This is a genomic window from Natronolimnobius baerhuensis (genome assembly GCF_002177135.1).
In the GTDB taxonomy this organism is placed as follows: domain Archaea; phylum Halobacteriota; class Halobacteria; order Halobacteriales; family Natrialbaceae; genus Natronolimnobius; species Natronolimnobius baerhuensis.
Genome location: NZ_MWPH01000002.1, coordinates 427476 through 441752, shown reverse-complemented (window position 1 = coordinate 441752; position 14277 = coordinate 427476). Strand labels below are relative to the sequence as shown.

Here is a 14277-nt window from a genome sequence, read left to right as displayed (position 1 = left end):
AGAGTCGTTAGTTTGTCTCTGGCTCCGTTTCTGTCTCCGCTTCAGCCCCAGCGACAGTCACAGCACCCGCCGGAAGCGTCGTTCGCATTGTCTCGAGTGCGTTCGTCACAGCCTGTCGCGTCGGATACGTCTGGGTACTCTCGAGGAGCGTCTCGCCGGTCGTATCGACCAGTCGCCACGCCCACTCCTCGTCGGCGTACAGTTCGAACACCGGCTCCTCGAGTGTGAGGACGTCCGCGTCCGCGAGCAAGTCCCGAACACTGTCCATCCGTTCGTGGACATCGGCTTTCGAGCCGCCGGGGCGGGCATCGACTGCGACTGGCTCGCCATCGGCCTCGAGTAGTCGCCACTGCCAGCGTTCGCGTGGGGTGTCTTCGGTTGCCGTCGTGGATGAGTCCGTTTCCGAACGCTCAACGAGGTCGAACGAGACACCTGTGAGTGGAACGGGTTCAGCGTGTGGTGCGAGCCGGCGAAGGCTGTCAATCTGCGAGCGCAGCGCGGTCTGTGTGTCTCGTGTGGGCGAGCGTGCGAGTACCGTTCGCTCCTCGTCGATGAGTGTCCAGCGCCAGTCGGCGTGCTCTTCGTCGCTTCCATCGTCATCGTTGGCATCGGCGTCACCGTCGGCGCTGGCATTGGCGTCATCGTCAGCGCTAGTATCGGCGACATCGTCAGCGCTGGTATCGGCGCACTCGAGCCAGAGCACTGCCTCGTCGATTGTAAATAGCGGTGCATCCGGGGCAACTCGGACGAGGGAGTCAATGGCGTTTCGTGCAGCATCGCGAGTCGGATACGGAACTGTCGACTCGGCGATGGGTGTTCGGTCGTGATCAAGGAGCCGGAATCGACAGGCATCGTCACCCGCGAGTTGGACCGTGACCGGGCCGGTCGTCTGCGTTCGCTCCGTCGCTGCCAACTCTCGAAGGTCGCTGACGTGCTCGAGGAGACCGTCACGTGTGGCAAACCCACGGGCTGAGACGGCGAGGGTTTTTCCGCTCGGATGGACGAACCGCCAGTGCCAACGGGCGTTCTCGGAGTTTGTGTCGTCGGAAAACGGTTGAAATGCGGCTCGATCCATCGTGGTGCTTTCGGCACTCGAGTGTGTTCGGACGCGGTTGGCAGCCTCCCGTGCGGCCGCCTTGCTCGGATACCGTTTCGGTGCCGTTGCGAGGAGAACGCCAGTATCGTCGAGTAGTCGCCACGACCACTGCTCGCCGACGGTGTGAAGTTCGACTGTTGCGGTTTCGACTTCGACGACCGCAGCTTCGGAATCGGATGTCCGTTCTTTGAGCGTCAGCATTGCCTCAATTGCGTCGTTTCTCGAGTCGTGAGCGCCATCGCTGTCCCCGAGAACGGCACCACCGGCATCGAGCAATCGCCAGCGCCACTCACCGTCGTCGGTTTGGTAGACGCGAAACGATGCGGTCTCGAAGTGACAGATGTCGGCGCTCACGGCTTGCTCTTGGAGTCGATTAATCGCTGCTCGTGCGTGACCCGCATCGGCTGCCGGTTCGGGACTGACTGCAAGACAGGTGCGGTCGTCCGTGACGAGTCGCCAGTTCCACTGACCGGCAGTGGCGGCAGTAGCGTCCGTGGATCTGGCGTCGTCAGTGCCTGTAGCGGTGTCGGTCGTTGATAGAGTGTTGTCAGTGCCTGTAGCGGTGTCGGTCATGGCTGTGGCGTCATCAGTTCCTGTGCTGTCTGGCCACTCTGCTTCCAGTGTCCCACCAGCCGGATGGATCTCGTAGGCAGCACCCTCGAAGTTGGTAATCGCACCATTTGGTGCTGCGTCTCGGAACTGCTCGAGAGCCTGTCTGGCCTGCCCGCGTGTCCGTCGACCGACCGGTGTGTGAGCCACGATACGATCCGTGTCGTCGACGAGTCGCCAGTGCCACTGACTTTCGACAGGGAATAACTCGTATGCACATTGATCAGCGACAGTTACCGCAGCCGACTCGAGTCCTTCGAGGACGGTCGTCACGGCGGCTTCGGCATCCGTCCGGTCGTCGAACGTCGCGGTTGCATCGACGAGTGTCTCGCCCTGTGAATCGACGATCTGCCACGTCCAGCGGTCGGTGTCCTCGACCTGCTCGAGTTCGACGGCAACTGTCTCGACGGCGACGCTGCGTGCATCCGTAAGTAGCGAACCGATGGCTGTCGCGGCTGATTCGGTATCCTCGCGGTGGCGGAACTCTTTGGAACTGACCGCCAGCGTCGTCCGTTCATCGTCGACCAGGTGCCAGTGCCAGCGGTCGTCTCGTTCGGTGAGTGCGAACGCGCCTCGTCCAATGTCGATGATCGTCCCGTCCGGACCGCGGTCTTTGAGCGTGCTTACTGCAGCCTCAACCTGCTCGCGGTCAGTGGCGTCGCCAGCAGCGGTCGCGACTGCCTCGCCGTCGGGGCGGACGAGCGTCCACGTCCAGTCATCGCCAGATAGATTCGAAATGCGAATCGCCGCATCCTCGAGTTCGTGACTGCTGGCTCGCTCGAGTGCTGTCTGGAGGTGCGTTACGTTGTCGGCGGCTGCTGAGCGAGATGTCGCGCCGGTGGGGCTTGCAGCCAGCGTCTCGAAGTGGAGTGCGTGCCACACCCACTCGCCGTCATTGGTCTGGACGAGTGCGAACTGGCCAGCTGTGGTCTCCTCGCCTGCCAGTACTTCTGGGACTGTCGATCCGGTGGTCCCAGACTGTGCCTCCTTGACATGGTCACTGTTAGAGTGGTCTGCGAGGTGGTCCAACCTGCCCTGTGGATGTCGCGTGAGCGCAACCACGGCAACCGAGACGCCAGCGAAGAGGATGATTCCGGTTCCGAGTGCAACCCACGGCGACATCTCGAGGCCACGATCTCCCCAGCGGAGCTGTCCACTGGGTCCAAAAAGCGGGCGCAATAGAGCGACAAAGACAATCGATGCGCCGATAGCACCGTTTCCGAACCCGGCCGCACTCGAGTACCGGCGCCACAGTTGCGAGACGCTCATTCGTACTCAATCCGAACCCTGGAGTGGGCATAATAATGGGGCGCTTATGTGCGCGGTGAGAGGGAGTGGATTTCGTGTGCTTCCGATGGAGGGACAGCGGGTGTACTGCCGGACACCACGAGTGCAGATTTGTGACTCAGTGACGGTCGATACGTGTCGTGGACTGCTATTCGGCCGTCTCTGTTTGAGAGGGAGGGAGTAGATTTCGTGTGCTTTCACTCGAGAAAGTGGTGGTCGCAGCCGCTATTCTGCTGGCTGGACGATTTCCTCTCGCGTCTCGAGGACGATCATCGGATCGAGATCGAGTTCGTACTCGTAGTACTGGCCGCCGCTGAGGCCCTTGTTCCGTTCGTGCCGAACGAGAAAGCCGAGCATATGGAGGTCTGAAAGGTGATCCTGAATGCTCTTGAGCGTCGTTAGTGGTGTTGCACCGTAGGCTGTTGCCACCGTTTCGTAGCCCTCTTGGACCTCTTTCGAGCGGGCTGGGACGTCACCGCGTTCCTCGAGTTTAGCGATTGCCTCGAGGATGTACTGAGCGTGTTCGGTCTGATCACGAATCTTGTTTCGAAGGCGACCACGCTGGACGAGTGTGCGGGCGTTTTCGATATGCGTGTCGTCGACGATTTCGTCACTGTTGCGTTCGGCGACTTCAGCGCCCACGCGGAGCAGGTCGATTGCCTGTCGCGCATTCCCCATATCCTGTGCCGACAGCGCTGCAGCTTTCGCAATCGCTGAATCGTCACAGGCTCCGTCGACGAACGCACGATCCGCTCGGTCGTGTAAAATCGTCCGCAACTCGCCAGCATCGTAGGGACTGAACGAGATTTCAGTTTCCATGAGCGTGTCCTTAACCTTTGCAGAGAGCGACTGACGAAATGTGTAGTTGTTGCTGATGCCGATAATTCCGACTAATGACTCCGTAAGATAGCCGTTCGAGCGGGCTCGAGGGAGTTCATACAGGAGGGTATCGACGTCGTCCAGATGGTCAATCTCGTCGAAGACGATCAGGTGGGTGCCACCGTGTCGATCCAGTTGTGTATAGAGTTCGTCAAAGGCATCGCCGGTTCCGAGTCCGCGTTTCGGAAACGGGCTTGCATCCGCTGGGAGTAATTCGTTGACCAGTCGTCTGACCACCATAAACAGTGTCTTGCCGTTGCAGTTGATTTCGTGGACGTGTAGATCATCAGCGTCTTCACGGACTTCGACTTCGGACTGTAGCTCGCCCATCATGTACGTCGTGACCGCTGTTTTCCCAAGTCCTGCTTTGCCGTAGAGAAAGACGTTCTCAGGTTCTCGGCCGAATAGCACGTCCTGAAGCGCGTGGCTGAATGCGTCGATTTCTTCGTCTCGCTCGAGGATGGCTTCCGGCTGATAGCTCTCGCTCAGAACGGACTTATCGGCAAAGATAGTTTCCGTGAGATCACTAAACGGGCCAGACATTCAGTACTACTGGTTGTTGACCACTACTACTTAAAACCTCCTTTCGTCTGTTTCGTTTGCTCACTTCCAGTGAGTGAGATACCGAGCACTGCCGGGGCCACTCCGATAACACACCCAGTTCTGCCGTCCGAAGCACACGAAATGTACTCTCACTCCGTTGACGTCCAATTCGAGTTACGTCGAGTGCTCAAGTCTGCAGTTTCTCGGTGCGCACTCGAGTCTGCAGGTTTCTCGCTGAGCGCTCGAGTGTGGATCGCCTCCGTTGTGAGTCAGGGACTGCATGGAGGGGGATACTGGTGAGTCGTGGCCGCTCGTTTTTATCGTTCGGATTTTCGGTCCGTGTGTCTCCATCATTTGTTTCTGGTTGCGCGCTTCGGACCCACTCCTTTCTGCCTCCTTCCTTCTCTCGTCGAACCAACCGTCTTGTCCAATTATCCATCTCCCTGTTTGCCTGCCTCCCTTCCTCACCGAACCAACCATCTCACCTACCCACCCCTCTCACCTAACCGACCGTCTCACCCAACCGACCATCTCGAGGCGAAAGCACACGAAATGTACTCTCTCACTGTTCTACATCCGAATACCGCTCCATGTGAACCGACTCCGTGACAGCCAAAAGCACACGAAATCCACTCTCACTCACCACCCATTTCTAGACCGACATCCCTAAGATAATTTCTCCCTCTCTGAGATGATTTCGCCTTGCTCGAGTCGACTTACGACCGCGATTCGAACAGTTGGTCGAACTCGAGTGAGCCGTAGCGTTGGTCAAGACGATCCCAGACGACAATCGTCGACGGCAAGACGACAATCGAGGCGAGCCAGGCGTAGAACACACCCAGTGCGAGGAGGAGGCCAAACTCCATGATCAGCGGGATCAAGGCGAGATACAGGACGCCCAGTCCACAGACTGTCGTGAGCATACTGCCGGTGAGTGCGCCGCCAGTCCCGCGGACGGTCACGAGCAACGCCTGCTCGAGGTCGTCGCTGTCCTCGTATTCGTCGACGAACCGGTGCATTAGGTGGACCGTGTAGTCGACGCCCAGACCGATTGACACCGAGAGAATCGGCGCGTTGATCGGACTCAACGGAATATCAAGTAGGCGCATCGTCCCGGCGAGCAAGGCAACGGCGAGCAACACCGGCACGAGGTTGATCACACCGTAGACGGCTCGGCCCTCGAGCCACCAGTACGAGAGCACGAGGAAGACCATCGTCAGCACGAACGCGACGAGGAGGCTGGTGATCGCCGACTCCGTGGTCTGCTCGATGACGCCTTCGAAGATGACAAGTTGGCCAGTCGGTGTCGCATCCAGCGAGAGACTGTCCGCTACGTCACCGGCAGCCGCGACCGCTTCGTCTTGCTCTGCATCGACGTGGATCGGAATATCGATTCGACTTGCACTCCGGTCTGTCGTCATGCGATCCATAGCCGCCGACTCGTGGTCATCGAACAGGTGATCGTAGACCGCATCAAGTTCACGGTCCGGCACCTCGTTCCCGCTCGAGTCGTATCGTGCCACGGTCTGGGCGAACGCTGGATCGGCCGCTGCCTGCTGGTCGATAACCGAGAGGATGCTGTTTGCCTCCGTAACCCGGTTGTTCTCGCCAGTCTCGAACGCGTCTGGTGGGTTCTCGAGTGCACGGTCAATGTCTCCCAGTGCGCCATCATCCCTGAGTCCTGGATCGTCGATATAGACGGTTACTGACCCCTCCATCCCCTGTTCGAAGTCTTCCTCCATGTGTTTGAGGACGGTCATGAAGGTGTAGTCACCGGGTGCAAGCGGGCCGGGCAAGCTTTTGTACTGCTCGATACGGTCCTCGTCGGGGAAGAACGCCTCGTCGTCGAACTCGGTATCGACGCCGGTTCCGTAGGCCCCAGCACCCAAGCCGATAAGAAGTATTGCCACGACGAAGACGACGGGGACAAACCGGGCGATATAGACGCCAACTGGCAGCACCCGGCCCATGAGCGATCCTTCGCTTCCAAGCGGTGTCGACCCGAACGTTGGGAAGCGGGTTCCCTCGCGCAAGCGGTCGAACCCAACCTTGCCGGCAGGGAGGAAGACGCCAAAGATGAGGAACGTAAAGATCATGCCTGCTGCAGCGACGATCCCGAAGTCACGCGTCATCTCGCTGACGAGGTTCGCTGCGAAACTGAAAACAGTCGTCAGTGTGACGATGAGTAGTGCTGTCGTGAGTTGAGTCGTCGTAATCCCCATCGCATCACGAATCGACGCACCGGCGATTCGCTCCTCGCGATAGCGATTGATAATATGAATCCCGAAGTCGATCCCGACCGCGAGCAATAGCGGAAAGACAACGAGCAACGAGTCCGAGAACGGGATATTCGCGATTCCCATGAACCCGAACGTCCAGATCATCGTCATCAACAGCGCAGCCAGCCCGAGTCCGAGGTCGATAGGGTCGCGGTAGGCCACCAGCAAGAAGAACAGAATCAGCACGATTGCGGCCGGGAAGACCACGATAGACGTATCGCCGAGCAACTGTAACATCTCTTCCTCGAGAATCGCATCGCCGAAGATGACGACGTTCTCGTCCGTATCGAAGCCGTCAATCTCGTTTGCGAGATCCTGTGTCGAGAACTGGAGCACTGCGTGATCATCCGTATCCGCATTCGGCGGTGTGTCGTACGTGACCGCAATCTGGGCAACGTTGGCACTGGCCGATTCAGGAGTGAAATCCGTGCTTACCGGCAGCCCTGCGTTCTCATCCGCATCGGCAATCGCCGTGTTGAGTTGGCGCTGTGAGGCTGACTCGACGGCACGGATCTGCGCTTCAGCAGTCTCCGCTGTCGGCTCGAGTTCCATCGCGACGAGCGACGCCGGACTCGTCGAGGAGGCAACTCTCAGGCCGTCTTCGTTCTCGATCCGATCCTGGAACTCGAGCATCCGCAATAAACTCGGCTCTGAGAGGACGTTCCGGTCATCGGTAATGAACAACTGCGCGGTCGTCCCACCGGAATCGCGCGTCCCACGGTCGAAGTTCTCCTGCATATCGTCGAAGGCTTCCTGCTGTTCGGTGCCCTCGGTGAACTGGTCCGTCCCGGCTTCCTGGTCGCCGCCACCGACCATTGCCCCGCCGAGAAAGAGCGCAGTCAGCAAGATAAAGACGAAAACGACCGTCCACGGCCGATTCGTAATCAGCGGGTTGATTCGACGTGTGAACGGGTCCTCACCGCGATTACCTCCGCTTTCGTCGCTTTTCCGTCCACTCGAGTCCGGCTTCGTGTCTGCATTCGTCTTCGTCTCCGCCCTCGTCCTCGAGTCCGTTCCTGTGCGCCCATCATCTGTCGACCCGATCCTCGAGCGTAGATCGAACGCGGCCAGGCGACCGATGACGCCGCGTGGGCGGGACGCGTCGGCTGCGGAAGCCTCGTCGCTGTTGTCGGGGGCAGAGCCAGGGCGATCTGCGTTAGTCATCGGTAGTAGTCTCTGTCTCGCAATCGAAATTGCACGCTCGAGGCCACTCGGTCAGCGTGACACTGCGTTCGGTCACGTCCGACGCCACCACATCCCGACGCCGAGACCAGCGACCGACAGCAACGCCATGATCCCGACGACCGTGCCCGTAATTCCGCCGCTATCGTCATCCTCGCCCGGCATGACTTCGATTGGATGCTGGTAGACGCTGGAGACGACCGTGTCACCGCGTTCCGTGTCGTACTGGAAGTCGAGTTCGACCGGGTGGTACTCGGTCGGTGCACTCTCGCTGGCCGCAACGTCGAAGGTGAGTTCCGTCGACTCACCTGGCTCGAGGGCGGGGACGAACGCCTCGTCGTTTACCGTACTCAGCGGACTGTCGGTGTACAGTTGGGCGTCGATATTTGAGAGGGTCTCCTCGCGCTGGTTGGTGATCTCGAGGGCAAACTCCGTTCGGTCACCCTGCTGGACAGTGATGGGATCGTCTCCCAGTGCGAACTCGTCCGTCCGCTCGTCGACGGTGACGCGGTCGGTAAATGGCCCGTCCTCGAGCGTCGCCTCACCGCTCGAGCCGGTGTACTCGATGGAGAATCGCAGTTGGCGCGGTCCGGCATCGGCCTGCCCGCTGACGTCTGTCGGATAGGTAAACGTCGTTGTCTCACCTGGCTCGAGTGGGGGAAGCGCATAGCGCGTATCCTCGATATACAGTGTTTCGCTCATCGGCTCGACGACGAGGACGGCGTCGTCAATCGCTCGCGGCCCCTCGTTGGTGATTTCACCGCCAATATGGCCGTCGTAACCGACCGACAGCGTGTCCACAATATTGTTGATCGAGAATGATTGGCTCTTTCCAAGCGGAAGACTGGTCATCGTCGGTGCCGTCTCGCGTTCGATACCGTGTGTGTCTCTGTACGTGAACGTTGCTTGTAGCGATTTTGTTCCTTCGCTAACCGCGTCATCGACACCGATATCGACCGAAACAACTGTCGACTCGTTAGGCTCGAGATTTCCGATGTGTTCCTCGGCAGTTTCACCGTCGACGACTATTCCGGACCCAGAAATAGACGCATGCGTCTCGTTCACTGGTTCAGTGCCCGTGTTTCGTATTTCGAGAGTTGCGTCGCCGCTGCTCCCGGGTTCAACATCCGTTTTTGCATTTTCGATTAAAAGGGGTGAATTGTCAGTGACAACGACGGTCACGTCGTGGGTTTCGGTTCTGCTTTCCTGCCTAATCGCATTAATATGATCAGAGACAATACGGTCATAGGAGTAACTTGTTTCAACGGTGATATCATACGATCCTGGATCAATGTCGTTGGGAACAACGATTTCCATCGTTGCTGATTGAGTCATTCCGTCTTGGATCGATCCAACTGCTTGTTCACCAGACTTCACCTCGAACGGCCCGGAGTCTGTGATATCGACGGTGGTTGATCGTGCAGTATACACTCGATCACCCTGCATTCCTTGCTCAAGTTTACCGTCGTTCTGTACCTGCAACTCAAGGACTGCTTCCGACCCGGTGTCAACTTCCGAATCTGGAAGATAAATATCGAGATCAGGCTCTCCGCGTGTTGCTTCTCCAACTTCTTGACTGAGCACACTAGGTATGGCTGCCAGTCCTGCTGCCAGTAGAATTAATACGATTATCGATCCGAGTAGAATCTGCTTACGTTGCACAGTAACCACCAATTTCTAGCGGTCTGCTACGGCGTGGAGGGCTAATTTCAACCATCGTTACGGAATATGTTGTACTCCGAACTATTCTATTCATTGATTTGTCTTAGCCAGCAATGCATATAATCGCTCTGATTGAACGTTCAATCAGCCCGTTTATCAGGATAGTCAGTGAAGACGATGGATATGTTTCTCGACAGTACCGAAATCCCAGCGGAGTTAACTGATGCTACCGTGGATGACAGGTGTAACGGCTCTCAACTGCCAACCCCACTATGAAGAACAATCCGTTTGACGATGTCGACGGTACGCAGGCAGAAATACTCAAAGCAACCTACCAGGCGCTTTTCAACCATGGCTACAGTGAGCTTACAATCAAGCGAATCGGCGACCAGTTTGATAAGAGTCCCTCCCTCATTTATCACCACTACGACGATAAGGATGCGTTAGTTCTTGCGTGCTTAGAATACCTTCTTGAATCGTTTGAGTCGGAACTGATTGACGACTCAATAGAGAATCCTCGGGAACGGCTCGAGGAGAGTATCTTCTGGTCCGTTGATCCCACGTTTGACGCAGAGGCGGAACGATTCTTTACGATGATGCTCGAGTTGCGAGCACGGTCGACTCATGATGCAGCGTACCGCACGTACTTCGAGCGAAATGATCGGATAATGCACGCGTACTTTGTGGATGTAATCCAAGAAGGAATTGAGACTGGTGTCTTCCGAGAAGTTGATCCGGATGCCGTTGCTGAAACGCTTTTGACGCTGATCGTTGGGGCTGTTCATCGTCGGTCGTCCGTCGAGAGCGAATTGTCGCTCGATAAGTTGCAAGTAGAAGTACAGATGTACTTAAACAGACGACTCTATAAATGTACTTAGAATGACTCCTATTCAGAATTCTTTCATCAATACTTATTACGAGGTCCAAGTGCGGAATTTATTTGATCATCTGCTTTTCACGGTGTAATAGGACCTTACTGGTCGCTAATACCGTATTCACTGTTCGGTAACATGAGTCAAAAAGAGGGTATCTTTCCAGTGTGGTTTCCGTACCAGTTAACAGATAATTGACTTCTAATACAGAAAGCTTATTACGGAAAGCCTAAATTGCTCTCATACCCCTATCCGGGGCGAACCCGACCGGCCACACATCATTGTGGTGCTGGTCACGTCGCCTCTGAAGCTGAACACGAACACAAACACAACATGACACATAACAAAAACTCATATCGCGAGAAGGGACGTGCGTTGTTCCTTGCCGCGATGATGGTTCTGTCTGTCGTCGCGATGTCTGCCGCCTTCGCGGGCGCAGCAGCCGCGGCGAACGAAGAAACCGAAGTAGAACAGGGACCCGTCGCCTACGGACCGCACGACAGTCTGTCCAGCGGCGATGAACAATCTATCGAAGCCGTCTTTGAAGACGACGTAAGCGGCCTTTCGTCGGGTGACGAAATCACCGTCAAGGACCGACATGGTGAAGAACTCACCTGGAACGTTGATACGGCTACTAACGTTCTGATTCTCACGAATGATACCGCTGACGATGTGCTAATCGGTGACGGAACGCTCGAAATTGAGTGGGACGACACTACTGAAGAATACGACATCGAAGGTACGTCAACTGCTGCTGTCGATCCGGCCTATGAGGCAGGATCTGACTCGGAAGACGCTTACCACGGTGAGAACATCGCAATTGTCGGTAGCACCGGTGCCACCGTCGATATCTCCAGCGAAGATTCGTCCATCACCCGTGGTCTCGGCTCTGACAGCAACGTCCGCACGCTCGATACCAGTGACGACCGCTGGAGCGGCGCTGACAACATTACTGTCGACTTCGTGGGCGGTGACGATGTGACGATTGAACTTGACGACCTCGGCCTCAACGTCGAAACGGACGAGGACTCGTACTGGGACACCCAGAACGTCACTGCTACAGCTGAAGCTGACGACATCGACCGCCCTGTTGAGTTCCAACTGCTCAACGAAGATGGCGACGAAGTCGCTAACGTGACCGACAAGACCATCGGCTCCGACGGTGAAGTCGACGCTGAGTTCAACCTGAGCGACGAAGACGTCGACCACGAGAACCACACCATCGAAGTCGAAGACATCAGCTCCGGTGTCACGGCTGAATCCGACGAGTTCTCCGTTGAAGAACGACCTGACGCGGATGTCGCGTTCGACGGCAACGTCGTCGAGCACCTCGGTAACATCGCCGAGATCACCGTCGACATCGACGACTACGACGATGAAGTCTTTGTGCAGATCGGTGACGAAGAAGACGACAACTACCAAGACCTGATCGGTGTTGAAGACGGTAGCGACAGCGGTAACGTCACTATCCACTTCAACACAGCCGAAGTTGGTGAGGACGCATACAGCCTCGCTGACGACGACGACGAAATCAACTTTGAGAGTATGAACCAGTCCGGCATCTCCGCACCGCTCGACGCGGGCGACTACGAGATGATCACTGGTCTGGACAACGACGACAACAACGTCACGGACGAGACTGACTCCGCATTCCTCACGCTCGAGGACCGCACCGAGCTTAACGAGGACGGTCTCAGTGTCTGGACTGCACCTGGCGACGATGACCTCGCAGACAGCGACGATCTCGAGGACACGACGCTGACGCAGACGGACGAGATCGCAGTCAGTGACGACGAGATGGACCACACGGTCGTCCAGCTCGAGTCTAACAGCATCTTCGCCTTCCTCGAGGAAGGTAACGAAGAGTCCGACCTCAGCGATGCTGGTATCGAACTCAACATCACTGAGACCGACCCTGGTCCAAACACTGACGCAGAGACCTGGACCGCCGCAGACAACTTCAGCGCAACCGTCCTCGAGGCTGAGCAGGACGATGGCGTTGCCACAATTGCCCTCGATCAGGGTGACCTCTTCGACAACCTCAGCCAGGAAGATGACTACGAGCTGAGCCTCACGCTGAACGACTCCAACACGTTCATCGACGACGAGGATGACGAAGAGACAGCAACGATTGAATTCAGTACCGTTAGTGCAGACTTCGAACTCAGCGCTGTCGACGAACTGCCAAACGCTGACGCTGACGTAACCGGCGAGACGAACGTCGCACCGGGTACGGAACTCGATACCCGCGCATCCTCCTCCGGTAACTTCTTCATGGATGAAGAGAGCACCGTCGAGGATGACGGTACCTTCACGGTGACCTACGACTTCAGCGACTACGACACTGGCACGGAAGTCGAAGTTGAAGCCTCCGAGTCGTTCCACGACCTTGAGGATGACTTCGAAGCCGAACTCGTCGACGCTGAAGAAGCAATCATCAACCTCGACACTGACGCACCTGCAGAAGTGTACGTTGGTGACGACGCAACCCTTGACGTGACCGTCTCGAACACCGGCGGCGCTGCTGAGGACGTCGAAATCGGCGTTGACGTCGGCGACGAAGCTGTCGCCTCCGAGGACGTCACGCTCGAGGCTGGCGACGAGTGGTCCGAAAGCTACAACATCCCAACCGAGGCTGAAGGCGATGTTGATTGGGGCGTCACCGTTGATGACGACTCCGATAGCGGCACCGTGAGCGTTGTTGAAGAACCTGCAGATGACGACGCACCTGCAGATGACGACGCACCTGCAGATGACGACGCACCTGCAGATGATGACGCACCTGCAGATGATGACGGTGAGGACGACACCGCGGACGATGACGGCACGCCTGGCTTTGGCGTCGCTGTTGCACTGTTCGCACTGCTCGCCGCTGCAATGCTCGCCATCCGCAAGCAGAACTAACTGATCAACTACCGGATTCCATCCGGTCTTTGACGCATCTTGACTTTTCTTTTGGCTGTTATGCTGTTAGCTGTGGCTCTGCAATCACACTACTATCTCTTATTGTCTAATACCAATATACTATTATAGTAATAGACAAATAGTTGGGTGAAAAACACATTAGTGTGGCAACTAAACAGTATGAATTACTAACTGCCTCCCCACAAACGAACATTCACCGTGGACGTTTAGCACCCAGAGAACGTGCCGAACTCCGTCACCTCAAGGTCGAAATCCAAAATAGCCTAATACAGGGAACTGGCGGATTTACGACTGTTTACTATCTTGAGGGTGATATCCGCCAAGCGGCCAAGGTGTTTGTCAACGAAAACCGCGAGACACTCGAGTCAATTAACTTCACGAAAAATACTGTTTTTCAGTCATCACTTCCTCGAGAGGCTTTCGACTGGGTGTTACATTTTCTTGGTAAACGCCGACTTCGAAAATACCAAACTGTTGTCGTCGAACAACGAGCAGAAGCAACGCAGTGGATTATTGATCGCGAACATTTTGATAGGAACCCAAATCGTCGATATTCGATTAGTGAATACAGTGCACGCGTAAGTAACCTCAAACTTGAGGAATTGTATACTGATTTCGGATCTCTAATTCACAGGTCCGAACTTAATGATCATAATTCAGTTTCTGGTGATGAAAGGCTCATTCTTGAGTACTATTGCATTGCTGGTCCATTTGATTGTGATCTCAAGTTAATTGATGACGAGTTAGCGATTCGAAAGTATATATAAAATCGAAACTTTTTCACAGTTCCTTCGGCATCGGTCAAAATTACACATAGAGGCCTCTCTTTCCCACCGAGCAATTGAATATAACTATATATTCTAAAAGTATTTCCCTCTCATACACTTCTAATATAGAAGTAAATGTCTATCCACAAAACTTATACCTTGGTGTGAAAGACTCT

7 protein-coding genes are annotated in these 14277 nt (G+C 56.1%); 3 read left to right on the top strand and 4 right to left on the bottom strand.

All coding sequences use genetic code 11. The features are described 5' to 3' along the window. Positions 1-7 precede the first annotated feature (7 nt). The 4 genes from B2G88_RS08465 to B2G88_RS08450 form a co-directional block, all read right to left on the bottom strand. A complete protein-coding gene (locus tag B2G88_RS08465; RefSeq protein ID WP_087714525.1) occupies positions 8-2974 on the bottom strand; it encodes a DUF1508 domain-containing protein in 2967 nt (988 codons plus the stop codon). A gap of 243 nt (positions 2975-3217) precedes the next feature. Further along, entirely contained in the window at positions 3218-4414 is a 1197-nt protein-coding gene (locus B2G88_RS08460) for an orc1/cdc6 family replication initiation protein (RefSeq protein ID WP_087714524.1), read from the bottom strand. A 716-nt stretch (positions 4415-5130) separates the two neighbouring features. Beyond that, positions 5131-7857 (bottom strand): efflux RND transporter permease subunit, encoded by a 2727-nt coding sequence (locus B2G88_RS08455; protein ID WP_087714523.1) that lies wholly within the window; start codon positions 7855-7857, stop codon positions 5131-5133. Between the two features lie 72 nt (positions 7858-7929). Beyond that, positions 7930-8940 (bottom strand): COG1361 S-layer family protein, encoded by a 1011-nt coding sequence (locus B2G88_RS08450; protein ID WP_342744112.1) that lies wholly within the window; start codon positions 8938-8940, stop codon positions 7930-7932. 869 nt (positions 8941-9809) lie between these two features. Between B2G88_RS08450 and B2G88_RS08445 the strand changes: the two genes are divergently transcribed. From B2G88_RS08445 to B2G88_RS19060, 3 genes are all read left to right on the top strand, one after another. Then, the gene (locus tag B2G88_RS08445) at positions 9810-10415 is read left to right on the top strand and encodes a TetR/AcrR family transcriptional regulator (RefSeq protein ID WP_054862856.1); all 606 of its coding nucleotides are present in this window, start codon (positions 9810-9812) and stop codon (positions 10413-10415) included. A gap of 327 nt (positions 10416-10742) precedes the next feature. Further along, complete coding sequence (locus B2G88_RS08440; RefSeq protein WP_087714521.1) at positions 10743-13313, top strand: BGTF surface domain-containing protein; 2571 nt, start codon at positions 10743-10745, stop codon at positions 13311-13313. 164 nt (positions 13314-13477) lie between these two features. Beyond that, positions 13478-14101, top strand: a complete 624-nt coding sequence (locus tag B2G88_RS19060) for a hypothetical protein (RefSeq protein ID WP_140408830.1) — start codon at positions 13478-13480, stop codon at positions 14099-14101. Positions 14102-14277: the final 176 nt, after the last annotated feature.

Coding starts and splice junctions, on each gene's coding strand:
- B2G88_RS08455 (WP_087714523.1), bottom strand. CDS start 7,857: ATGACTAACGCAGATCGCCCTGGCTCTGCCCCCGACAACAGCGACGAG.
- B2G88_RS08465 (WP_087714525.1), bottom strand. CDS start 2,974: ATGAGCGTCTCGCAACTGTGGCGCCGGTACTCGAGTGCGGCCGGGTTC.
- B2G88_RS08445 (WP_054862856.1), top strand. CDS start 9,810: ATGAAGAACAATCCGTTTGACGATGTCGACGGTACGCAGGCAGAAATA.
- B2G88_RS08440 (WP_087714521.1), top strand. CDS start 10,743: ATGACACATAACAAAAACTCATATCGCGAGAAGGGACGTGCGTTGTTC.
- B2G88_RS08460 (WP_087714524.1), bottom strand. CDS start 4,414: ATGTCTGGCCCGTTTAGTGATCTCACGGAAACTATCTTTGCCGATAAG.